Annotated in this window: 24 protein-coding genes; 6 read left to right on the forward strand and 18 right to left on the reverse strand. The window is 39.4% G+C overall.

Translation table 11 applies throughout. The annotated features are described in order from the left end of the window. Position 1 precedes the first annotated feature (1 nt). The 8 genes from N8L33_RS06285 to N8L33_RS06320 all read right to left on the reverse strand — a co-directional run bounded on the left by N8L33_RS06285 (position 2) and on the right by N8L33_RS06320 (position 6,864). A complete protein-coding gene (locus N8L33_RS06285) occupies positions 2–367 on the reverse strand; it encodes an Asp23/Gls24 family envelope stress response protein (protein ID WP_000216437.1) in 366 nt (121 codons plus the stop codon). A 155-nt stretch (positions 368–522) separates the two neighbouring features. Beyond that, positions 523–711: a 50S ribosomal protein L28 gene (gene rpmB / locus N8L33_RS06290; RefSeq protein ID WP_001140948.1), complete on the reverse strand. Its 189-nt coding sequence runs from the start codon at positions 709–711 to the stop codon at positions 523–525. Between the two features lie 105 nt (positions 712–816). Continuing rightward, on the reverse strand, positions 817–1,491 hold the full coding sequence (locus N8L33_RS06295; RefSeq protein ID WP_261059271.1) for a hypothetical protein: 675 nt from the start codon (positions 1,489–1,491) through the stop codon (positions 817–819). Positions 1,492–1,495: 4 nt separating this feature from the next. After that, positions 1,496–1,942 (reverse strand): LytTR family DNA-binding domain-containing protein, encoded by a 447-nt coding sequence (locus N8L33_RS06300; RefSeq protein ID WP_000776607.1) that lies wholly within the window; start codon positions 1,940–1,942, stop codon positions 1,496–1,498. A 219-nt stretch (positions 1,943–2,161) separates the two neighbouring features. After that, complete coding sequence (locus N8L33_RS06305; protein ID WP_261059272.1) at positions 2,162–2,665, reverse strand: phosphatase PAP2 family protein; 504 nt, start codon at positions 2,663–2,665, stop codon at positions 2,162–2,164. A 234-nt stretch (positions 2,666–2,899) separates the two neighbouring features. Next, positions 2,900–4,660, reverse strand: a complete 1,761-nt coding sequence (locus N8L33_RS06310) for an ABC transporter ATP-binding protein (RefSeq protein WP_261059274.1) — start codon at positions 4,658–4,660, stop codon at positions 2,900–2,902. Next, on the reverse strand, positions 4,650–6,419 hold the full coding sequence (locus N8L33_RS06315; protein WP_261059277.1) for an ABC transporter ATP-binding protein: 1,770 nt from the start codon (positions 6,417–6,419) through the stop codon (positions 4,650–4,652). The genes N8L33_RS06310 and N8L33_RS06315 overlap by 11 nt, the downstream gene beginning before the upstream one ends. After that, on the reverse strand, positions 6,403–6,864 hold the full coding sequence (locus N8L33_RS06320) for a MarR family winged helix-turn-helix transcriptional regulator (RefSeq protein WP_261059278.1): 462 nt from the start codon (positions 6,862–6,864) through the stop codon (positions 6,403–6,405). Before N8L33_RS06320 ends, N8L33_RS06315 begins: the two co-directional genes overlap by 17 nt. Positions 6,865–7,077: 213 nt before the next feature. On the opposite strand from N8L33_RS06320, the gene N8L33_RS06325 reads away from it, so the two are divergent. Then, complete coding sequence (locus N8L33_RS06325; RefSeq protein WP_261059279.1) at positions 7,078–7,719, forward strand: CD20-like domain-containing protein; 642 nt, start codon at positions 7,078–7,080, stop codon at positions 7,717–7,719. Between the two features lie 55 nt (positions 7,720–7,774). Here N8L33_RS06325 and N8L33_RS06330 read toward each other — a convergent pair whose 3' ends face one another. The 9 genes from N8L33_RS06330 to N8L33_RS06370 all read right to left on the reverse strand — a co-directional run bounded on the left by N8L33_RS06330 (position 7,775) and on the right by N8L33_RS06370 (position 16,579). Then, a complete protein-coding gene (locus N8L33_RS06330) occupies positions 7,775–8,491 on the reverse strand; it encodes a YebC/PmpR family DNA-binding transcriptional regulator (RefSeq protein ID WP_000532883.1) in 717 nt (238 codons plus the stop codon). Between the two features lie 96 nt (positions 8,492–8,587). After that, complete coding sequence (locus N8L33_RS06335) at positions 8,588–9,958, reverse strand: MATE family efflux transporter (protein WP_261059280.1); 1,371 nt, start codon at positions 9,956–9,958, stop codon at positions 8,588–8,590. Between the two features lie 115 nt (positions 9,959–10,073). Then, positions 10,074–11,240 (reverse strand): recombinase RecA, encoded by a 1,167-nt coding sequence (gene recA / locus N8L33_RS06340; protein ID WP_261023959.1) that lies wholly within the window; start codon positions 11,238–11,240, stop codon positions 10,074–10,076. A 54-nt stretch (positions 11,241–11,294) separates the two neighbouring features. Beyond that, positions 11,295–12,551, reverse strand: coding sequence for a competence/damage-inducible protein A (locus N8L33_RS06345; RefSeq protein ID WP_261059281.1), 1,257 nt, complete (start codon positions 12,549–12,551; stop codon positions 11,295–11,297). Between the two features lie 85 nt (positions 12,552–12,636). Further along, on the reverse strand, positions 12,637–13,653 hold the full coding sequence (lytR, locus tag N8L33_RS06350; protein ID WP_060805191.1) for a glycopolymer--peptidoglycan transferase LytR: 1,017 nt from the start codon (positions 13,651–13,653) through the stop codon (positions 12,637–12,639). A 7-nt stretch (positions 13,654–13,660) separates the two neighbouring features. Beyond that, positions 13,661–14,179 carry a GNAT family N-acetyltransferase gene (locus N8L33_RS06355; protein WP_261059283.1) on the reverse strand — a complete coding sequence of 173 codons (519 nt, stop codon included), beginning with the start codon at positions 14,177–14,179 and terminating at the stop codon, positions 13,661–13,663. Next, positions 14,169–14,612 (reverse strand): tRNA (adenosine(37)-N6)-threonylcarbamoyltransferase complex ATPase subunit type 1 TsaE, encoded by a 444-nt coding sequence (gene tsaE / locus N8L33_RS06360; protein WP_000288241.1) that lies wholly within the window; start codon positions 14,610–14,612, stop codon positions 14,169–14,171. The genes N8L33_RS06355 and tsaE overlap by 11 nt, the downstream gene beginning before the upstream one ends. A gap of 219 nt (positions 14,613–14,831) precedes the next feature. After that, positions 14,832–15,452 carry a hypothetical protein gene (locus tag N8L33_RS06365; protein WP_261059285.1) on the reverse strand — a complete coding sequence of 207 codons (621 nt, stop codon included), beginning with the start codon at positions 15,450–15,452 and terminating at the stop codon, positions 14,832–14,834. Positions 15,453–15,715: 263 nt separating this feature from the next. After that, entirely contained in the window at positions 15,716–16,579 is an 864-nt protein-coding gene (locus N8L33_RS06370; protein ID WP_261059286.1) for a helix-turn-helix domain-containing protein, read from the reverse strand. A 190-nt stretch (positions 16,580–16,769) separates the two neighbouring features. On the opposite strand from N8L33_RS06370, the gene N8L33_RS06375 reads away from it, so the two are divergent. The 5 genes from N8L33_RS06375 (at position 16,770) to N8L33_RS10170 (ending at position 20,675) form a co-directional block, all read left to right on the forward strand. After that, positions 16,770–16,940 (forward strand): PhrA family quorum-sensing system peptide, encoded by a 171-nt coding sequence (locus N8L33_RS06375; protein WP_261059288.1) that lies wholly within the window; start codon positions 16,770–16,772, stop codon positions 16,938–16,940. Positions 16,941–17,010: 70 nt separating this feature from the next. After that, positions 17,011–17,430 (forward strand): GNAT family N-acetyltransferase, encoded by a 420-nt coding sequence (locus N8L33_RS06380; RefSeq protein WP_049493769.1) that lies wholly within the window; start codon positions 17,011–17,013, stop codon positions 17,428–17,430. Between the two features lie 176 nt (positions 17,431–17,606). Further along, complete coding sequence (locus tag N8L33_RS06385) at positions 17,607–19,622, forward strand: bacteriocin-associated integral membrane family protein (RefSeq protein ID WP_261059289.1); 2,016 nt, start codon at positions 17,607–17,609, stop codon at positions 19,620–19,622. Between the two features lies 1 nt (position 19,623). Further along, complete coding sequence (locus N8L33_RS06390; protein ID WP_261059290.1) at positions 19,624–20,256, forward strand: ABC transporter ATP-binding protein; 633 nt, start codon at positions 19,624–19,626, stop codon at positions 20,254–20,256. 140 nt (positions 20,257–20,396) lie between these two features. Continuing rightward, the gene (locus N8L33_RS10170) at positions 20,397–20,675 is read left to right on the forward strand and encodes a competence protein ComA (protein ID WP_314725985.1); all 279 of its coding nucleotides are present in this window, start codon (positions 20,397–20,399) and stop codon (positions 20,673–20,675) included. Between the two features lie 508 nt (positions 20,676–21,183). Here N8L33_RS10170 and ndk read toward each other — a convergent pair. Further along, complete coding sequence (ndk, locus tag N8L33_RS06400; protein WP_033678439.1) at positions 21,184–21,597, reverse strand: nucleoside-diphosphate kinase; 414 nt, start codon at positions 21,595–21,597, stop codon at positions 21,184–21,186. Positions 21,598–21,659: the final 62 nt, after the last annotated feature.

A 21,659-nucleotide genomic window follows, 5' to 3' on the forward strand; every position in this document is an offset into this window, starting at 1 on the left:
GTTATTCTCCTACAACTTTGATATTTTGAATGTAGACATTTACAGTCTGAGCAGTAATTCCAAGTTGGTTTTCCAAACTAAAACGAACACGCTCTTGAATGTTTTTTGACACTTCGCTAATCTTTGTTCCGTAGCTCAACACGGTATATACATCAACTGCAATACTGCCATCTTCGGCCGCTTTTACGACGACACCTTTGGAATAATTTTCCTTACCTAGAAGGGCTTGGAAATTATCTTTGAGGGCATTTTTACTAGCCATACCGACCACACCAAAAATCTCAGTTGCTGCTCCACCTACGACGGTTGCAATCACTTCATCTGTTAGTTCGATTTGACCATCTTTTGTATTAATTTTTACAGTCATCCTTTTTACCTCAACTAGTTGATACTCTATTTTATCATATTTCAGCCCAAGTGTAAAAGCAGAATACTGTATCAGCGGATATTTACTCTATTTTTCAAATGATTTTATATCTACAGTAAAAGAAAAAAGACCCTAAGGTCTCCTTACTTTTATTATTAAACGCGTTCAACTTTACCTGATTTCAAAGCACGAGCTGAAGCCCAAACTTTTTTAGGTTTACCATCGATAAGAACAGTAACTTTTTGAAGGTTTGGTTTTACGGCACGTTTTGTTTGGTTCATCGCGTGTGAACGGTTGTTTCCTGATACAGTCTTACGACCTGTAAAGTAACATACTTTAGCCATTGTGTTTTCCTCCTATTAGATCTAATATAGCGGATGTGCTAGCACCACATACCGTACTATGTTATCACACTTTCTTCATTTTTGCAAGGGAATTGGAAGATTTTTTTATTTAACGTAGACAATTCCCAATTTCCCAAAAGCCACATCTCCACGGATAATCAAAGTTTTACTGGTTGGAGCTAGAGGAGTATCTGCCTTGGCTACGCCACAGAAAGTTTCTACTTTTAAATCAACTCTCCAATGTTGGGGAACAAAGATAACTGCATTGCCAAAACCGACTTCTATCTTCAAGGTTGCGCTATCTCCCAACATCTCTGCATTGTCATAATAAATCTTGGCATTCCCAAAACCAACTTCTACTTGATCCTCTACCAATTCTTGGTCTTGCTTGTAGAAAGTCCCTGTTCCAAAAGCAACTTCCTTATCTATAAGAATGTTTTTTTCCCCATCATACCACCATTTTTTCCCATTCCAAGTTCTGTTAGAATGAGTGAGTACGCTGACACCCATTACGATTAAAATACTAGCTAAAATAAGCGAAATAGGAGATAGCTGAATCCAATCATAAAAAAGATTCACTATATTTAATGCTGTTAATGCTAAAAAAGTGGCACTTGTCCAATGATGCCTAAGGGAAGATTCTATTGCCTTATAAAAAAGAAAAGCGATAAAGATGAAGGGAGAATACTTAGTCTCCAAGGATGGGACACCATAATGTCCCTGTAATAAAATCCATGCTGCCAATACTAACAACACAATACCAAATACTTTCTTTTTCATGTTCTTACCTCATGTTTCTTAGATTTTCTTTTAGGAGGGATTGGTAATGTCGTGAGACATGAACCTCCTTGTGGGTCTGATAAAAGGAAATGGTGCCCGTTCCTGAAAAGGACTTGTCAACCGAGTAAACCTGACGGATATTTGCGATAGTTGACTTGGATACCCGACTGAAATAACGGGGCAGGATAGACTCCAACTCATAGAGTTTAAGCCGAACCTCGTAGGCATCTTTCTGGGTATGAGCATAAATCTTGCTACCTTCCGTCTCAAAGAAGAGAATTTCCGATAAGTCCAGATAATATTCACCTGTTCCCTTGTAAAAAATCAACCGAGGAGACTTGGATTCTTGCAAGAGCCGCTGTAAATCCGCAATCTCATCTGTCAAAGCCGCTGCCTTGATGACAATTTCAGTTTCCTCTAAATTGCTGTCAATTTCGATTCGTAACTTCATTCCATCTCCTTTCTGACTCTACTATATCAAAGCTAAAATAAGAAAACAAGAGCAAAAAAGCAAGTGGTTACTTTAGGCACGTAAGTGGTTCTAGGACCGCCTTATACTCTTCGAAAATCAAATTCAAACCACGTCAGCGTCGCCTTACCGTACTCAAGTACAGCTTGCGGCTAGCTTCCTAGTTTGCTCTTTGATTTTCATTGAGTATTAACTTACAGGTCAAAATAGAAAGAAAAGCACACCCCACACAAGACCACAAATATAACCAACTACTACATCCTTGGGAAAATGCACTCCACCCAAGACTCTCACTAGCCCCAGGAAGGCTGATAATATCAAACAAATCATCCCCATAGTTAGACTAGTATGTAAGCAAGCCATGGAGATAATGGTTGCTGAAAAGACATGACGACTGGGCATAGACTGACCAGGACTATCTCTGTCAAGCAAGGGTTTAATATCCCATTCCTCATAAGGCCTAGGGGCATTGATTTTCTTACGAAGAAAGGACAAAATCACAAAACCTGACGCTGGAATAAACAAATAGATTCCGACCTGTTTCTCAAGTCCCTCTTGGAAGTAGGTAGTGGCTAATAAGGTTAGATAAACTATAGGCATAACTACTGTCATAAACCGATTGAAAGATCTTAACAAGCTCAGAAGAAAGGGCTTATTTTTAATGTTAGAAGCCATATGGCCATACCATTCTTGATAATTTTTCATATATTTTCTCATCACTTACTCAAATTTTATACTCAATAAAAATCAAAGAGCAAACTAGGAAGCTAGCCACAGACTGCTCAAAGCACTGCTTTGAGGTTGTAAATAAGACTCATATACCTACTACAAGGCGAAGCTGACGCGGTTTGAAGAGATTTTCGAAGAGTATTGCTTGCAGGGAAGCATTTGTCTTCTAGTATAGTGCAGAAAAAGAAGGCCGTCAAGCCTTCTTTCGATTTATTCTTCTGCTTCGTCTTCTGTAAACTGACTGTTGTAGAGGTCAGCGTAGAAACCAGCTTGTGCCATCAGCTCATCATGATTTCCTTGCTCGATGATATTCCCATCTTTCATAACCAGAATCAAATCAGCATTACGGATGGTTGACAAGCGGTGGGCGATGACAAAGGAAGTTCTGCCTTCCATCAAACGGTCCATGGCCTTCTGAATCAATTCCTCTGTACGGGTATCAACCGAAGAGGTCGCCTCATCTAGGATTAGGAGTGGTGCATCTTTCAGCAAAGCACGAGCAATAGTTAAGAGTTGTTTTTGCCCGACAGACAAGGTCACTGTATCATCCAAGACGGTATCGTAACCATCTGGTAGGGTCATAATAAAGTGGTGAATCCCTACAGCCTTGCTAGCTTCAATCACGCGCTCATCACTAATACCCTTTTGGTTATAGATGAGATTATCTCGGATAGTGCCTTCAAAGAGCCAGGTGTCCTGCAAGACCATTGAAAAAGCATCGTGTACTTCCGAACGCTTCATCTCCTTGGTATCCACGCCATCGATGCGAATACTTCCCTTATCAATCTCATAAAACTTCATCAAAAGATTGACAATAGTTGTCTTCCCAGCCCCAGTTGGTCCGACAATGGCAACCTTTTGACCTGCATGAGCAGTCGCAGAAAAGTCATGGATGATCGTGCGCTCTGGTGTGTAGCCAAAGGAAACTCGATCAAAGATTACTTGACCTTTCATAGCGCTCAATTGTCTTTCTTTATGGGATTCATCTTCCATTTCCTCTTCACCTAAAAATTCAAAGACACGTCCCATGGCTGCACTAGCCTGCTGCAAACTAGTAATCCCTTGAGCGATTTGAGAAAGAGGCTGAGAAAAGATACGAACGTAGGCCATAAAGGCAACGATAATCCCGATACTAATCCTCCCATTCAGAGCCAAGGCTGCACCAACAATAATCACTAAGGCATAACTAAAGTTCCCAATGAACATCATAATCGGCATCATAATCCCTGAAATAAACTGAGATTTCCAGATACTATCATACAGACGATTGTTTAATTTCGCAAACTCTTCTTTCGTACTTTCGATGGCATTGTAGCTGGTCACCACATTATGGCCAGAGTACATTTCCTCCACATAGCCATTGACAGCTGCCAAGTCTTGTTGCTGATTCTTAAAGAATCCCTGCGATTTGCCCATAAAGACGGATACAAAGGCAAAACCGATAAGAGTTGAAACAACAGTCACTAAGGCTAAAATCCAGTTCATCCCAAACATGGTTACCAAGACTGCCACGACCAATAAAGTGGATGAAAGAACTGTTCCCAGACTTTGATTGAGGGACTGAGCTGCAGTGTCAACATCATTAGTCACACGAGACAAGGTATCTCCTTGAGAATGTCCATCAAAATACCCTAATGGAAGACGATTAATTTTCTCTGCAATCGCTCTTCTCAAACGTTCTGAAAAACGTTGAATGGCTGTTGTAAACAGAAAGGCCTGCAAATAATTTGATAGAAGCCCAATCACATAGATGACGGCCAAAAAACTACCAATGGCTGCAACCGCAGCGACATCCACACTTGTTTCTAGGCCACTGGCAATAATATTGGTCATTTCCTTGATACGGGTTGGCCCATATACAGTAATGATGTTGGATAAGATTGTTGCTAGAAAGGCTATCAGAAGGGCAAACTGGAGACCTGCAAGATAGGGTTTACTCTGTTTCCAAAGGGACATTCTCTTATTTTCCATGTTCCAATTCCTCCTTCGATAGTTGTGAATAGGCAATTTCTTGGTAAACTTCGTTGGTAGCTAGAAGTTCCTTGTGGGTGCCTTGTCCCACGACTTTACCTTGATCCAAGACCAAAATCAAATCTGCATCCATAATCGTTGAAATACGCTGTGCGACGATAAGTTTAGTCATAGATTTTGTTTTCTCTGCTAGCTCTTGGCGTAAGACACGATCTGTTTTGTAGTCCAAGGCTGAGAAGGAGTCATCAAAGATGAGGATTTCTGGCTTCCGAGCCAAGGCACGCGCAATGGCCAAACGTTGTCTTTGTCCACCTGAGAAGTTGGTTCCTCCTTGAGCTACTTCTGACCCCAAGCCAGCTTCCTTGTCTTCGATAAAGTTCTTAGACTGGGCCAATTCCAAGGCTTGCCACATAGCTTGTTCACTAAGCGGTGTTTCTTGACTATGTCCAAAGTCTAGATTGCCCTTGACATCACCTGAAAAGAGTACAGCTTTTTGTGGTATATAACCAACCTTGTTGCGCAAATCTTCCAAACCGTAGTCTTGAACATTGACACCGTCTACTAGAATTTCTCCTGCGGATACATCATAGAAACGTGGAATCAGATTGACTAGAGTTGATTTACCAGAACCCGTTGAGCCTATAAAAGCCACTGTTTGACCAGCTTCTGCTTTAAAGCTAACATTCTCGATAACTGGCTCCGAATTTGCCGCATAGCGGAAGGTCACATCCTTAAACTCGACCTGACCTTTAAGGTTTTCATCAGCCAGCTGCACTTGAGCAGGATTTTGGATAGAAGAATGCAAATCTAGAACCTGATTAATCCGCTTGGCAGAGACCATAGTTCGGGGAAGAACGATGAAGAGCGCTCCCATGAGAAGGAATCCCATGACAACCTGCATGGCATAAGACATGAAAACAACCATATCACTAAAAAGGGGCAGACGCGCTGTCGGAGCAGCATCGTTGATCACATAGGCACCAATCCAGTAAATCGCCACACTCAAACCACTTGAAATCCCCATCATAATGGGATTTAAAATGGCCATGAGACGGTTTACAAACAAATTCAAGCGTGTCAGTTCATCATTTGCTGCTGCAAATTTTTCATCTTGGTACTTTTCAGCATTGTAGGCACGAACGACGCGAATACCTGTTAAACTTTCACGAGTGATGCTGTTCAATTTATCAGTCAGACTCTGAATCAAGGACTGTTTTGGAAAGGCCAGCGTCATCAAAACTGTTGTCATCAAAACATTGACAATCACTGCCACAAGTACGGCCCAGAGCCAGTATTCTGAATGACCTAAAATCTTCCCAATAGCCCAGATAGCCATAATCGGACCACGCGTAACCACTTGCAAGCCCATAGTAATCAACATCTGAACTTGGGTAATATCATTAGTGGTACGAGTTAGGAGGCTGGGAATAGAGAATTTCTTAATCTCTGTCTGCGAGTAATCCAAAACTCGGTTAAAAATGTCGCTTCTTAACCTACTAGTATAGGAAGCGGCTACTCTGGATGCAAAAAATCCAACTGCGACTGCGGACAAGAAGGCAAAAAAGGACATTCCGACCATCATACCTGCTGGTTGCCATAACTCATCCAAGTTGGTTCCTTGACTTCCTAGCAAATCCGTGATCTTAGAAATATAGGTCGGCACTTCTAACTCTAGGTAAACTGAAAAGCAGGTAAAGAGAATGGCTAGAAAAATCATCCCCCATTCTTTTCTACTAATTCGTTTAGCTAATTTCTTCATTATCTCCTCCTATTCTCTTGATATTTTCCTGTAGTTGATTGAGGACTTTCTCAAAAATCAGTAATTCATCTTCATCAATGTCTGCCATCAACTGGTTGTCAATGCGTTCAAAGAAGGCCTTGACCTGCTTCATCTGAGAACGCGATTTGTCCGTCAGACGAACAAACTTCGCCCGCTTATCGCTAGAACTCGCCTCCAATTCCACCAAACCATTTTGCACCATACGCTTGACCAAGTTACTCGCCACAGACTTGGTAATATTGAGTTCCTGCTCGATATCTTTAATCAAGACCAAGTCTTGATTTTCCTCACGGCTATCCAAAAAACGGACAACCTGTCCTTGAGGTCCACCCATAAATTCAATGCCACAACGCTTGGCTTCCTTTTGCACCATCAGATGAATCTGGTGACCAAAACGCTTAAAGACCAACATCGGTTTATCCATACTAATTCCTTTCTAACCATCACATTTAGTTCTCCTAGGAACTAAATAAGTTTCCATGAGAACTATTTTACCATTTTCAGAAAAGATGTCAAGAAAAAGTTTTCATGAGAACTATCTTAGTTTAAATTGACATTAGGCAATATCTTTTATATAATAAGCGCTAACTACTGTGGATAGAAATCCATTCACTCAATAAAGGGAGAAAACTTTCAAATGAAACCAGAAGAACAAAGAGTTTTAGGAATCTTAGCAACCATTTTTGGAGCCATTGCACTTTTAGGATCCTGGATCCCGTTTATTAACTATCTATCGTTGTTCATCGCCATCGTCGCATTTATCTTGGGGATTATCGGCCTTATCGTCAACCTCAAAAAACGGAAAACAATGGCTATTATCGGAACATCCCTGGCAGTTGCCTCTGTTGTACTTTTCTTTACGAGTCAGGCACTATACGCTGATGTCTACAAAGAGTATGCCAAGGAGTTTAACCGTTCCTACATGGATACGAGTGCCTCAATGGAACGCGAAGAAAAAAGCGACTTGACAGACGATATCTTCACCTGGACCCAAGAACAGTTCGACGCCTTAATCGAAGGCGACCTTGACAACAAAGGAAAAGGTGGTACCACCTACGAGGATATTATCAATAAACACGGAAAGCCAGATTCCGAGTTTGACTTCACTCTTGGGGGTTACAATACGAAAAAAATCACCTATATCTCTATTGGAGACAAGACTAAGACTGTTACCTTAACTTTTGCAAAACAGGACAATGGACAGCTCTTGCTCGTCCAAAAACATGCAGTCGGTCTAGGTCTAGAAAAAAGCAAGCAACAAAACGATTCTGAAACCTGAGTCTAAGTTCAAATATCAAAAAAACGAACAGCTAGTAAAACTGTTCGTTTTTCTATTAGAATCCATCTACGTTTGTGTAGATCTTTTGTACGTCTTCGTCGTCTTCAAGGACGCTGTAAAGTTTTTCAAAGGTTTCAAGGTCATCGCCTGACAATTCCACTTCTGATTGAGGAATCATTTCTAATTCTGTCACTTGGAACTCTTCAACGCCAGACTCACGGAGGGCAACGATAGCCTTATGAAGGTCAGTTGGAGCTGTGTAAACTGTGATTGTACCTTCTTCTGCTTCTACATCGTCCACATCCACATCTGCTTCTAGCAATTGCTCAAAGACTGCATCCGCATCTTCACCTGCAAATACAATAACTCCCTTGTTGTCAAAGAGGTATGAAACAGAACCTGAAGCGCCCATGTTTCCGCCATTTTTACCAAAAGCTGCACGGACATTAGCCGCTGTACGGTTGACATTTGAAGTCAAAGTATCAACAATCAGCATAGAACCATTTGGTCCAAAACCTTCGTAACGTCCTTCTGTAAAGGTTTCGTCTGTGTTTCCTTTAGCCTTGTCCAAAGCTTTATCGATAACGTGTTTTGGCACTTGAGCTTGTTTAGCACGGTCGATAACGAATTTCAAAGCTGAGTTTGATTCTGGATCTGGATCACCTTTTTTAGCTGCTACATAGATTTCTACACCAAATTTTGCATATACTTTAGAGTTAGCTCCATCTTTAGCCGTTTTCTTGGCTACGATATTGGCCCATTTACGTCCCATTAGGAATCTCCTTTTTTCACATTTTAATCTTTCTTATTATAACACAAGTTTTTTCGATTTTCACTAGAGGAAATAGATTTTATTCAGCAAATCGAGCTATGAAGACACTTTTGTTGCCAAGATGGCCTTACCTTCTTTTATCAAGGGGTGACGGAATAATGAGAAGTACAGCTGAATGGTCATGGCAACCCAGATTAGGGGTTCGCAAAGGATAACTCCCTTATAGCCTGCCCAAGGGATAATCAAGACCACAAAAGCGATTTTCCCGATTAGTTCGATAAAGCTAGAAACCAGAGGAAGAACCTTTTGCCCCAAGCCCTGCAAACAATTGCGATAAATCAACAAGAGACTCAAAATAGGATAAAAGGCTGAACTGATTTGCAGATAGAGACTTCCATTTTCTACCAAGTAACCATCCGTCGAACTAGCCAAGAAGGAAACCAAGGCTGGACTGGCAAAAAAGAGGAAGATACAAACAAAAATTGCCCAGGATATACTTAAACGACTGCCGATTCGAAGACCTTGAACAATGCGGTCTGGACGCTTAGCACCTAAATTCTGAGAAGCAAAGGTCGTCATCGAAGCAGAAATAGCAGTCATAGGAAGAAGGGCGAAAGCCATAATGCGTCGAGCCGCCGTCTGGGCACTAATAATCACGGCACCAAAGGTATTAACAGAAGACTGTAAAATCACACTGCCGATGGATACAATTGAACTCATCAAGCCCATAGCCAAACCTTGCTCCAAGAGATCCTCGTACAAGGCCTTGTCCCATTTGAAATGCTTGAGTTGAGGCAAAAGTTCTGGCACACTCTTACGGATATAATAAAAGCAGAGAACCGCTGATAAGCCTTGCGAAATAATGGTAGCTAGTCCTGCGGATTGAACTCCCAGATGCAATTGCGTAATGAAATACAAATCCAAAATCACATTGACCAAGGCAGAAAAAATCAAAAATCCAAGGGCAGCTAGACTGTCCCCAATAGACCGCAACAAGCCTGCAAAAAGATTATAAGCAAAGCTGACACCGACACAGGTCACAATCATGGAGATGTATTGATAGGATTGAGGGAGAATTTCTGGAGGAGTCTCTAGGTACTGCAAGAGTGGATACAAGCCAAGAAAGCCCAGCAGCATCACTACAACACTCAAAAGAGCACCTAAAATCCAGGTGGCGGCTACTGCTTCCTTGATTTTTGTAAAATTCCGAGCACCATAATAACGGGCAATGACAATCCCCATGCCATTGCCAACACCAAGAGTAAAACCTATAATCAGGTCAAAAATCGCTGTTGTCGCTCCTACTGCAGCCAAGGATTCTTGACCAAGAAAACGCCCAACAATCAAGACATCAGCAGTATTATAGAGCTGTTGAAAAATATTAGACAGCAAGATTGGGAAGGCAAAATTCAAAAGCGAGGGAAGAATCGGACCATGTATCAGGTCCACTGTTCGTTTTTTATTCATAAGGCTATTATATCAGCTTTCTAGAGGAGCGACAAGAAACAGCAAATTGTAGGCAATCTGAAAACTTGAACAAAAAACCGAAAAAGCAGCGGATGTTCTCCACTACTTTAACAGCTTATTCTTCAATTTCGATTTCAAGCTCATCGCCTAGGTCAAGAGTTACTTCTTCATTCACAGAATCTGCTTGAACTGCTTCATCTTTTTTAACTTCAACACCTTCTACAGAAGCTTCTTCTCCATCAATCAAACCAAATTGAACACGGACTTGATGGTCAATTTCATCAAAGATTTCTGGGTGATCTGCCAAGTATTTCTTAGCATTTTCAGAACCTTGCCCGATTTTCTCATCCTTGTAAGAGTACCAAGCTCCTGCTTTTTTGATGATATCCAAATCGCTTGCGATCTTCAAAAGCTCACCAGTCTTAGAAATCCCTTCTCCGTACATGATTTCAACGAAGGCTTCCTTAAATGGTGGAGCCACCTTGTTTTTCACGACCTTGATCTTAGTTTCTTTACCAACGTTGGTATCTTTTTGGTCACCAGTTCCCTTGATTTGCGTACTTCCACGAACATCCAAACGGACTGATGCGTAGAATTTCAGAGCACGTCCACCAGGAGTTGTTTCTGGATTTCCAAACATCACTCCAACTTTTTCACGCAATTGGTTGATAAAGATGGCAATTGTTTTGGTTTTATTGATAGAGGCACCGAGCTTACGCATAGCCTGGCTCATCATACGAGCCTGCAAACCAACGTGGCTATCTCCGATATCGCCATCAATTTCCGCACGAGGTACAAGGGCAGCAACTGAGTCGACTACGACAAGATCCACGGCTCCTGAGTCAATCAATTTTCCTGCAATCTCAAGACCTTGCTCTCCTGAGTCTGGTTGTGACAAGAGCAATTCGTCAATATTAACACCAAGGGCCGCAGCATAAGCTGGATCAAGGGCATGTTCCGCATCGATAAAGGCTGCAATCCCACCTTCCTTTTGCGCTTGTGCAACTGCATGAAGGGCAACTGTTGTCTTACCAGATGACTCTGGTCCATAAATTTCAATGATACGTCCCTTAGGATAACCACCTGAACCAAGGGCAATGTCAAGAGCCAAGGAACCTGAGCTCATCACTTGCACCTTTTGCTCGGCACGTTCACCCAAACGCATGATTGATCCTTTACCAAAGTCTTTCTCAATCAGTTTAAGAGCGTCATTCAAGGCTTTTTCACGTTCTGCCCCGAATTTTTTTGAAATTTCTTCTAATTTTTTTGGTTTTTTCGCCATTCTATTCTCCTACATTCTAATGGTCCTCAGACCTATCTACTATTATATCAAAAGTTAGTCACTTAATAAAGCCTTGCGAACTAGGTTAAAGGCATGCATAACAGCAATGTGACGTACATCTGCTCGACTTCTGCCTCCAATATTGACCTTGATGACCTCAGTTCCATGCTCTTGAGCCAAGCCTATAAAGACTGTTCCAGCTGGGTGCCCTTCTAGGCTATCTGGTCCTGCCACTCCAGTCAAACTAAGGCCAAAATCTGACTGGGTCTTGCTTCGTGCCTGCTCAGCCATCTTCTGAGCTGTAAATTCAGACACAACACCATATTCTTCCAAATCCTTGACAGGAATATCCAACATCTTTGATTTTTCCTCCAGGCTATAGGTTACAAAACCACCCTTAAATATACTTGAAGCACCCGAAAAATCCGCTACATTGGCTTGGAAAAGCCCTGCCGTTAAACTCTCTGCAGCCGTGATAGTTTTCCCTTGTTTTTTCAGTTTTTCTACCACAATGCTGGCCAAACTGGACTCTTCCCCATACCCATAACAAAGGTCTCGTAAAGAAAGGCCTTCAAAGGTCTGGCGGTCCAAGATTTGATTTTCCAAGATATCCAGCACTTGGTTCACCTCTTCTTGACTGCTAGCCTTTGTTGACAGACGCAAGGTTACCTCTCCTGTCTTGGCATAAGGTGCCAAGGTAGGATCGGTTTGATTATCAATTAAATCAGCCAAAATCGTAACCAGCTGGCTCTCGCCAATCCCAAAGAAACGAAGAACTCGGGAATATAGCTTTCTCCCTGTCATCAACTTGGGTAGAAGTTGGTTTAAGACCATGGGTTTCAATTCACTTGGTGGACCTGGAAGGACAACGTAGGTCACTCCATCGATTTCCAATATTCCTCCCACAGCCAGTCCTGTTTCGTTTGGCAGTGGAGTCGCTCCTTCTATAAGTTGAGCTTGTCTTTCGTTATTCGGTGTTCGGGCATAATCTGGTCTCTGGGCAAAAAAGATATCCAACTTCTCCTGAGCCTGAGGATCGAAGACTAATTCTTTCCCTAAAAATTTAGCCAGAGTTTGTTTGGTCAAATCGTCCTCAGTTGGCCCTAAACCACCTGTCAAAATCACCAGACTACTACGTTGACTGGCAATTTCAAGCAAAGACAAGAGACGAGCTTCATTGTCTCCTACAGCCGTCTGAAAATATACGTCTACCCCAATCTCTGCTAGTTTTTCTGATAAAAACTGAGCATTGGTATTGACAATCTGTCCTGTCAAAATCTCTGTTCCAACAGCAATGATTTCTGCTTTCATATTTCCTCCTACCTATCTATTCGTATTTTTTGAAAAAATCGCAGGAAATTTCCCACGATTGATTTTTTTATTTATAGTAATAAAGTTAGTTGTCTTCGTCACCAACGGGTGTTCGTCCAAATAAATCTTCAAATAAGACAACATTTGTTTCAAGCTGAGTGACCTCTTCTTGTCCCAAAGAACGTCTCAAAAGATTCTGCATTTCCAACATGTGGTTTCTCGTAACAATTTGATAAGAAACGCCTTGTAGCATCTCCCCTTCACCCTTCAACTGTTGTGTTTCAATGGTTTTAAATGAATCTTTGTAGCCCAACAAGCTTGGAATACTTTTCGCAGATAAATCAATATTAGTCTGCATATTAGTACTTAGGGCTTTTAAGATAGACTGATAGTGACTGACACTATTTAAACTAAGAACTTTTTCAACAACTTTTTGAATGACTTCACGCTGACGCTTCTGACGTCCGTAGTCTCCTTCTGGGTCTTGATAACGCATGCGTGAATAAACAAGCGCTTCTTCTCCATTTATTGTCTGTTCTCCAACGCCGATAGAAATGGTGTTAAATTCTTCTTGGTCACTGATAGAAATCGGGAAACCTAGTGTATTATTGACCGTAATACCTCCCACTGCATCGACCAATTGTTGCAATCCTTGCATATTAACCATAATATAGCGATCGATGTGGATATTCATCATCTTTTGAATTGTTTCTATAGCAAGTTCTGCTCCACCACCAGCATAGGCAGCGTTTAACTTCGCTTCTTCAATACTACCATCTTTATGTTGAATTTTAGTCAGGATATCACGTTCCAAACTCAACATCATGGTCTTCTTAGTATGTGGATTGACAGTCAAGAGAATCATGGAATCACTATTTCCAGCCCACTGATCTGTACGCTCTACATTCCCAGTATCAACCCCCATCAACAGAATGGTCAAAGGTTCTGTTGCTTCAATAACCTTGGTTTCTTCTCCGATTTTTTTATAGGTCTTTGATAAGGTTTGTGTGCCTTGCTGATAAATAGTATAAGCAAAAACACCGACACCCAAAACTGTCACAGCTAGAAAAGCTAATACCATTCCAATAATTTTTTTAACCATATTTCTACTAATCGATCAGTTTACCCATCAAGTAAACATCGATAAATTTCCCTTCTTCTATATATGCTCCACGCTCTTGGCAACCTTCAATGACAAAGCCATGCTTTTGATAAAGATGGACTGCAGCTTGATTACGAGTTTGGACAGTCAATTGGAGACGACGCAGACTACCACTTGCTTGTGCCCACTCTATCGCTTCTTCTAGCAACAAACTTCCCAATCCATTATTCCAATATCTTTTTCCAATCACAATGAAGAGATCTCCAATATGACGGACTCTCTTGCGCTGATCAGCTGTAATATTTACAATACCAGCAATTTTATCATTTAAAAATGCAAGTAAGGTTATCTGATTGTCCGAACTAGCTTGCTTGTTGAGGAATATTTCCATCTCCTCACTGGTCAAGAGAATACCATCTCCGTCTAAGCTGGTAAAATCTGTCTCCAAACTTACACGATTTAAAAAGGCCACTAATTCAGCCGCATCATTAGGCTCTGCTTCCCTAATGAGCAATTCATACTCCATGTTGAAGCTCCTCTAAAAGCTTTTCTGCACGCAAACCCTTTGCTTGGAAATTTAATCTGCGACCGTCTTCTTCTTTTAGAATTTCCAACTCTAAATAAGTATCTGGCAAGGCATCTCCTAAGAGATTGCCCCACTCAATGACAGTTACTCCGCCACCAAAGAGAAACTCATCCAAGTCGATAGAATCCGCATCTCCTTCAATACGATAAACATCTAGGTGATAAAGTGGCAGTCTACCTTCATACTCTCTTACGATAGTATAGGTTGGACTTTTAATCATTTGAGAAATCTGTAAACCTTTAGCAAGTCCCTTAGTAAAGGTCGTTTTACCTGCACCCAGTTCTCCAGTTAAGATTAAAACATCATTCTTTTCTAATAAATGACCCAATCGTTCCCCTAAGGCTTGTAGCTCTTCTTCATTTTTTGTGTACATACTCTTATTATACCAAAAACTTTTCTTCTGTGTCTATTTTCCTGCTAAACTTATACTCAATGAAAATCAAAGAAAATCATAAAAATCAAAGAGCAAACTAGGAAGCTAGCCGTAGGCTGCTCAAAACACTGTTTTGAGGTTGCAGATAGAGCTGACGTAGTTTATAAAGAGATCTTCGAAGAGTATTACCATCATAACATCCATAAAAACAAGCTTGCTCTAAAAGAAAATGAGCGTAACAATGACCAATACAAGATCTCGGAAAATATGACCATAAAAGGAAACTTCCTTTTTAACAGAATTTGGGACAAGATAGGCTGCAAAAAACAAACCCAGTCCAATATAAATCAGAAGTGAGACAATGGTCATTGGATTTCTTAAGAAAAGAAGTGTTGCTAAAATAGTCACCAACACCGTCTTTTTTCTATCTAGCATAGCAAGCAAATCGCGCATGTATTTTTTCAAGGGTAAAAAAATCAACAAATCTAGCCCAAACAGAAAAAAGAAGGATGGCAATAAAAAGTCAACTAATTCTTGCTGCAACGTATTTTTGATGAACGAGTTGTCTGACAAAACAAGGACAGCTCCTAACAAATTTATTAAGAGCAGGATACTGTAAAAAAGCTTCACTGACTTCTTACTGGCTAGGACACTATGGACTTCTTGCTTACGAGTATAAAGATAATTTACCCGAGCACAGATTCCTGAAACAAAGACCATACTTCCGATAAAAAAAGCTGTACTTTGTTTAAAGGACAAGATGCATTCCTTCCATAGGAAACAGCTACTCAAACTGATTTGAATTAAAGCTAACAAAAATAAGATTCTCATTGATTTCATCTTTTCTCTCCCCTCCTACCAATCATTATACTAGGAGAAAAGAGGGAACTGTTTCCAATCTTCTCAAATGTCTCTTTAAGACGCTAAACAAACACCAGAGACTAATACTCAATGAAAATCAAAGAGCAACCTGCGGCTAGAGCTGACGTGGTTTGAAGAGATTTTAGAAGAATATAAACTTGAAATAAGACTGATAGTATTAATTTCACTATCAGCCTTACAGGTTATTTAACGTTTCAGAAAAACTATAATGTCAAGATTAACTAAACAGTATCTAATTCCTTTAAATAATTTTCTATCTTCATCAACATTAAAGGATTGTTATAAATCTTACATAACTCTCTTGCTTCTATATAATAATTTTTGACTTGTTCTTTATCTAGAAATTTGGCTCCAGCATTTCCTACAAGAATAAGTAGGGGAGCCAGTTGGTAGCTTGTCTGTCTTTGTTTACAGAATTCAATCGTCTCAAGAGCTTCTTGGATGGCTTCGTTATATTTTTCCTTTGATACTAGGTAGTGAGCGTAGTTGTAACGAACTCTGATGTAGCCAAATAAAAACTCTTGATGATCAAAATTTTTTGTCTGATATAACTCCATTAAATGAAAGTAGTTTACCTCATATTCTTGTTCACGACCCACTAAGGAATAGAAATTCGATAGAGTATTCAATGCCTTTAAATAAATCAGAGTATTTGAGGAGACTTCTAATAATATATTTTCCAATGAAGAAATAGCCTCATACTTACTGTCATATTGATAGAAGTCAATAATAGCTTTAATCCATTCAAGGTAAGTTCGGTCTTCTAGTGTTAGAAAAGTACTTCGTTCAATCTCTATTCTATAAATATATTCCAAATTGTCATAATTTCTGTCATCTAATAGTCGAGCAGATAGTTGCTTGAAATTAGAGAGGTTAGATTTAATTTCAATTTGTTCATTAAAAAAATAATCTAATGGCACTTCAAGTCGTTGTGAGAGTTTGAACAAAAGGTCTGCGGAGGGAATGAAATGCCCTCTCTCAATTTTACTAATCTGGCTTTGTTCACAAATTCCTTCTGCAAGAGTTTGTTGGGAGAGTCTCAGCTCTTTTCTTTTCAATCTGAATTTCTCTGCGAGTGTATTCATTAAAGATAATAAACCTTCCTATTTGCTTAATTTCATTATAAAATTTTTAGTTCAGAATAGCAAGTTAAAGAAATAAATAATTCTTTATAGTAATAAACAAAAAAAAAAGTCAAAAATTGCATAAAAATACTTGGCTAAATAAAATATATCTGTTAAAATAAGGATAATGAAAAAGAAAAGGGTTTCACGAATGAAGAAAAATCGTGGAATTAAAAAAATAGTTATATTTGTATTACTATGTGTTCTTGCATTTGGTAATACAATTCCCTATCAACAGTTTGTTCAGAAGAATAGACAATTGGAAGTTCGAGTACAATCACAAAAAAAATCGAATGGACTTGATGTTGGAAAGGCAGATTAAAGAATAATGGAATAGAATTAGTCTCTAGTATATTCTCTTTTATTATTCATTAAAAATTGTAGGTGCAAGAATGAAGATTACTGATGCAAATAATGAAAATATTGACTACATAGAAGAAATGCTATTGGAACACAATAAGAAATGTTTACCTTCATGTCAGGATGAGGACTATAAACAGATTGCTTTTATTGTTGAGAATAATCAAGAGATAGTAGGTGGCATCGTAGCTTATTCGGTTATTTGGAAAATATTATATATTGATACACTTTGGGTTAAAAACACTTATAGACGTCAAGGGATAGCAACTGCATTGTTAAATAATGTTTTAGAAAGTGCCAAAAATTACGGATGTAGTATTGTTCATTTAAGCACCTTTGACTTCCAAGGTTTAGATTTCTACTTAAGTCAAGGTTTTGAAGTTTTTGGAATTCTTAATGACTCTCCAGATGGGCATAAAGAATACTTTTTGAGTAAAAGAATAGAGAAATAAAAATGTTTTATAAAAATTCTAATATTGATTTTACTAATCTAGTTAATGAAAATAATCTTAAGACACCACTGTTAGTATATAATGAAGAAGATTATTTTATCAATAGTTTAGTAAGCTTGTTAGTTTATAGAGGGAAGGGGTATTTCTGCCCTCTGTTTTAGAATAAGGAATGCACTATGAAAAAATTATTTATACTCATATCCAACCTACTTGCTAGTTTGTTCTTTGTTTGGGTATTTACCATTTGGACTGATACATATGTCTCCTATTATTACCCCAACGTTGTTGTACGTGATTCTTCCCCTGAAACAACTTTTCAGCATGTTGCTACACGCTTGAAAAAACTAGCAGAAGAAACGGATAGCTTTATTGCGATTCAACACCAGGATCCTAACTCAGAAGGTGCTCCAGTGTTTTCTTATACAACCTTTGGGAACGGAAAGTTGCCTGATGGGCTTCAGGAAAAAAATCTAGAAGATGCTCAAAGTAGTAGTGTTGAAACAAACTATTTTGTATTCGATGGAAACCTAGATATTCACTTGCTAAGGGAGGAGCTAAGTCAACTTGGCTTGACTAACATGCACCTGACAATTCCATCTAAACTATCTACGTTAATGGCTATCTTTAGTAACGGATTTCAGTTAATCAGTCTATTGATTTTCATCTTAACCTTTGGAGCACTGACTTTAATTAGTCAAATTAGCCAATTACGGTCGTCGGGCATTCGCCTCATTTCAGGAGAGAAACGGTGGTCCATTTTCCTTAGACCAGTTGGTGAGGATTTGAAAGGGATAGCTGTTGGTTTCAGTTTAGCTGGCGTGCTCGCCATTCTTATGCAAAAAATTCTGTCGCTTCCAACGCAATCCCTAATGACCATAGGAGAAGGCTTGCTCAGTTATAATCTCATCTTGTTGTCGATCTCCCTGTTTTTCGCTCAACTCTTCGCAGTTGGGATAAAAAAGATACACCTGATGCAGATTATAAAAGGGCAAGTGCCTGTCAGAGGAATCATTAGTTTGATTTTAATCGGTCAACTATTAGCGATTATTATTGTAACGCTGGGAATAGGGAGTAGCTTAAAGTATTCCCAAGCCTGGCAACAGCATCGGATTGGACAAGAGGCTTGGAGCCAGGAAAGGCAACTGATTACCCTATCAATCAGCCGTGAAGGAACGAGTCCTGGTTTTGATGAACAAGCTCAAAGGAAACTCAGAACTTGGTATCAATTGATGGATCTGGCTGTTTCAGAACAAAAGGCTTTCTTATCTAGACACCAGTTAATTGACCGTACTTTGCAAAATGGCATGGCTTCCTCCAAAAACTTTATAACCTCTACAGAATGGCACGATTACAACCCAAATGGCAATGTCCTTATCGTCACACCGCAATACTTGGAGCGTCAAAACATTCCTGTAGATACAACTATTGAGCAAAAGATGAATCACCTTAATGTAGGGGAGTTTGTCTTATTGCTGCCTGAACACCTCCGTTCAGAGGAAGAACATTATAAATCTGTTTTTGAAGACGACTTAACCAGTCGCGTGTCTAGTCGAGATGAACGACAGCAAATGACTGCTACGGTAGGTTATTTGGAATCAGGTCAGGATCGTTTTGTGTATAATACGACCCCTATTTCTTACCAGCAGTTTTTGAAAGATCCAATCATCATTGTTATAACACCCCAATCAACTGGTCCACAGTCCGTTTTGTTTTGGGTAGACGCAGTACAGAACTACGTTCTCTTTAATCGATTGTCTGATGCCCAGGAGCTTATCCAGAGACAAGGCATTGAAAATTGGGTCTCAGAAATGCAAACAGGTTACCACAACTACATCACATTATTGGATAATATCCAGAGGGAACGTTGGGTAATGCTAGCAGGAGCTGTGCTTGGGATTGCAACTTCAATCTTGTTGTTTAACACTATGAATAGGCTCTACTTTGAAGAATTTAGACGTGCCATTTTTATCAAACGCATTGCAGGTCTCAGGTTCTTAGAAATCCATCGCACTTATCTCTTTGCTCAACTGGGTGTGTTTTTACTGGGATTTATTGCGAGTGTATTTCTCATGGTAGAGATAGTAGTTGCTTTCTTAGTCTCGTTACTCTTTACTGGTCTATCTCTTTTACAGTTACATGTCCAAATGCAGAAAGAAAACAAGATGTCCATGCTTGTTTTGAAGGGAGGTTAATATGATTGAACTTAAACAGGTGAGTAAATCTTTTGGAGAACGAGAGTTATTTTCGAATCTTTCAATAACATTTGAGGCTGGAAAAGTCTATGCCTTAATTGGTTCAAGTGGTAGCGGAAAAACAACCTTGATGAACATGATTGGGAAATTAGAATCTTATGATGGCACGATTTTTTACCGAGGTAAAGACTTGGCCAATTATAAATCGAGTGTTTTTTTCCGTCACGAATTGGGCTACCTCTTCCAGAACTTTGGCTTAATTGAAAACCAAAGTATTGAAGAAAACCTTAAGCTAGGTCTCATTGGTCAAAAGTTGAGTCGGTCGGAACAGCGGTTGAGGCAGAAGCAGGCTTTAGAACAGGTCGGCCTGGCTTATCTTGACCTAAATAAGCGCATCTTTGAGTTATCGGGCGGAGAATCGCAACGGGTTGCCTTGGCAAAAGTTATCTTAAAGAATCCACCCCTTATTCTGGCAGATGAGCCAACAGCTTCAATAGACCCAGCAACCTCTCAGTTGATTATGGAGATTTTGCTATCTCTTCGAGATGATAATAGGCTAATCATTATTGCAACACATAATTCGGCAATTTGGGAGATGGCTGATGAAGTGTTCACGATGGATCGTCTGAAATAAAAATCCTTGTTTTTAATTGCACGATGAGTTACTGAAATATTATCATGAATCAATAATTGGAGTTAATTTAGAATTGTACTTTATTAATATTGAGGTAACTTTTTCTTGATAAAGGAAGAAATAGTGGAGAGGAAGTTAAATTGAAAAAATTCGACAATTATATTATTGAGAAGCCTTGCGATTCTAATTCAGATAAACTGCAAAAAATCTTAATAATTGAAAGTTTGGTAGATGATATTTTGCAATTTTCTCTCAGAATCAATAATAGTGTAGGAGAGTTTTTCCTCCTACAACCGTTTCAAAAGAAAACTATCTTTATTCCATGTTATTTTGAGGAAGATATTGTGAAAGTCAAAGATGATGATGAAGTTGAGTGGGATTTGTTAGAATTTCAAAAATTTAGAGCATTTTTGGCTTAGTAATCTGTGTTGAAGGCTCAAAATCTATGGTAAAAAAGTAGCTTTGAAAACGTATTACCTCCAAAGATTTAGTTAAATAATGATTTAACACAAAAAGAAATTATTGAAGTTCTGGAAAGATGTTGTTTCAGTATTGAGAAAAGGTGGGAAAAACTTGCGATTTTCACAGAGAAAGGAAGAAAAAGTATAGAAATATAGTCAATTGAAACAAGAACAGGACAAAAGAACCTTTTGTGCCATATTTTTCTCCTTTCGCTTTACAATTGGCTTGAACACCTTTATTGTATCGCGTTTGGAGTTTTTTTGGTATAACCTTCGACGCGCACCCGCATAGCGGGTGTTTTTTTGTCTCGCACCTAACGGAGCGAGACGGACTAATAGTTACATAATCAAAAAACGCACCATATCAAAAACTAAAAAGTTTGATATCATGCGTCATGTCTTAAACTAATTGACTATACTTTCTATTCAAATGAGCTTTTAACCAATTGATTGAGCCAATCCACTCTTAAAACCAAAGAGCAATTTCTCGCTTAGCTGACTCTTCTGAATCTGAACCATGTACAACATTTTGAATAGCTTGGTTTTCTCCAGCAGCTTTTGCAAAATCACCTCGAATCGTTCCTGGTAAAGCTTCTTCTGGACGAGTCGCACCCATCATAGTCCGCCAAGTTTCGATTACTTTGGGACCCGAAATGATACCTACAAGAACCGGTCCTGAAGTCATAAATTCACGAATCGGTGGGTAAAAACTCTGACCAACCAAGTCCTGATAGTGCTGGTCAATCAACTCTTCTGAAACCTTTGTACGCAACTCCAATTTTTCGATTGTAAAGCCACGCTGTTCGATGCGTTTCAACACTTCACCTACTAGTCCTCTTTTTACACCATCTGGTTTAATGATAAAAAATGTTTGTTCCATACCTGTCTCCTTTGTCAGCTTCTTTCTTTTATTTTACCACATTTTATGGAAAAACGGAGAAA

The sequence above is a fragment of the Streptococcus mitis genome (genome assembly GCF_946188695.1).
GTDB lineage: Bacteria > Bacillota > Bacilli > Lactobacillales > Streptococcaceae > Streptococcus > Streptococcus mitis_DF.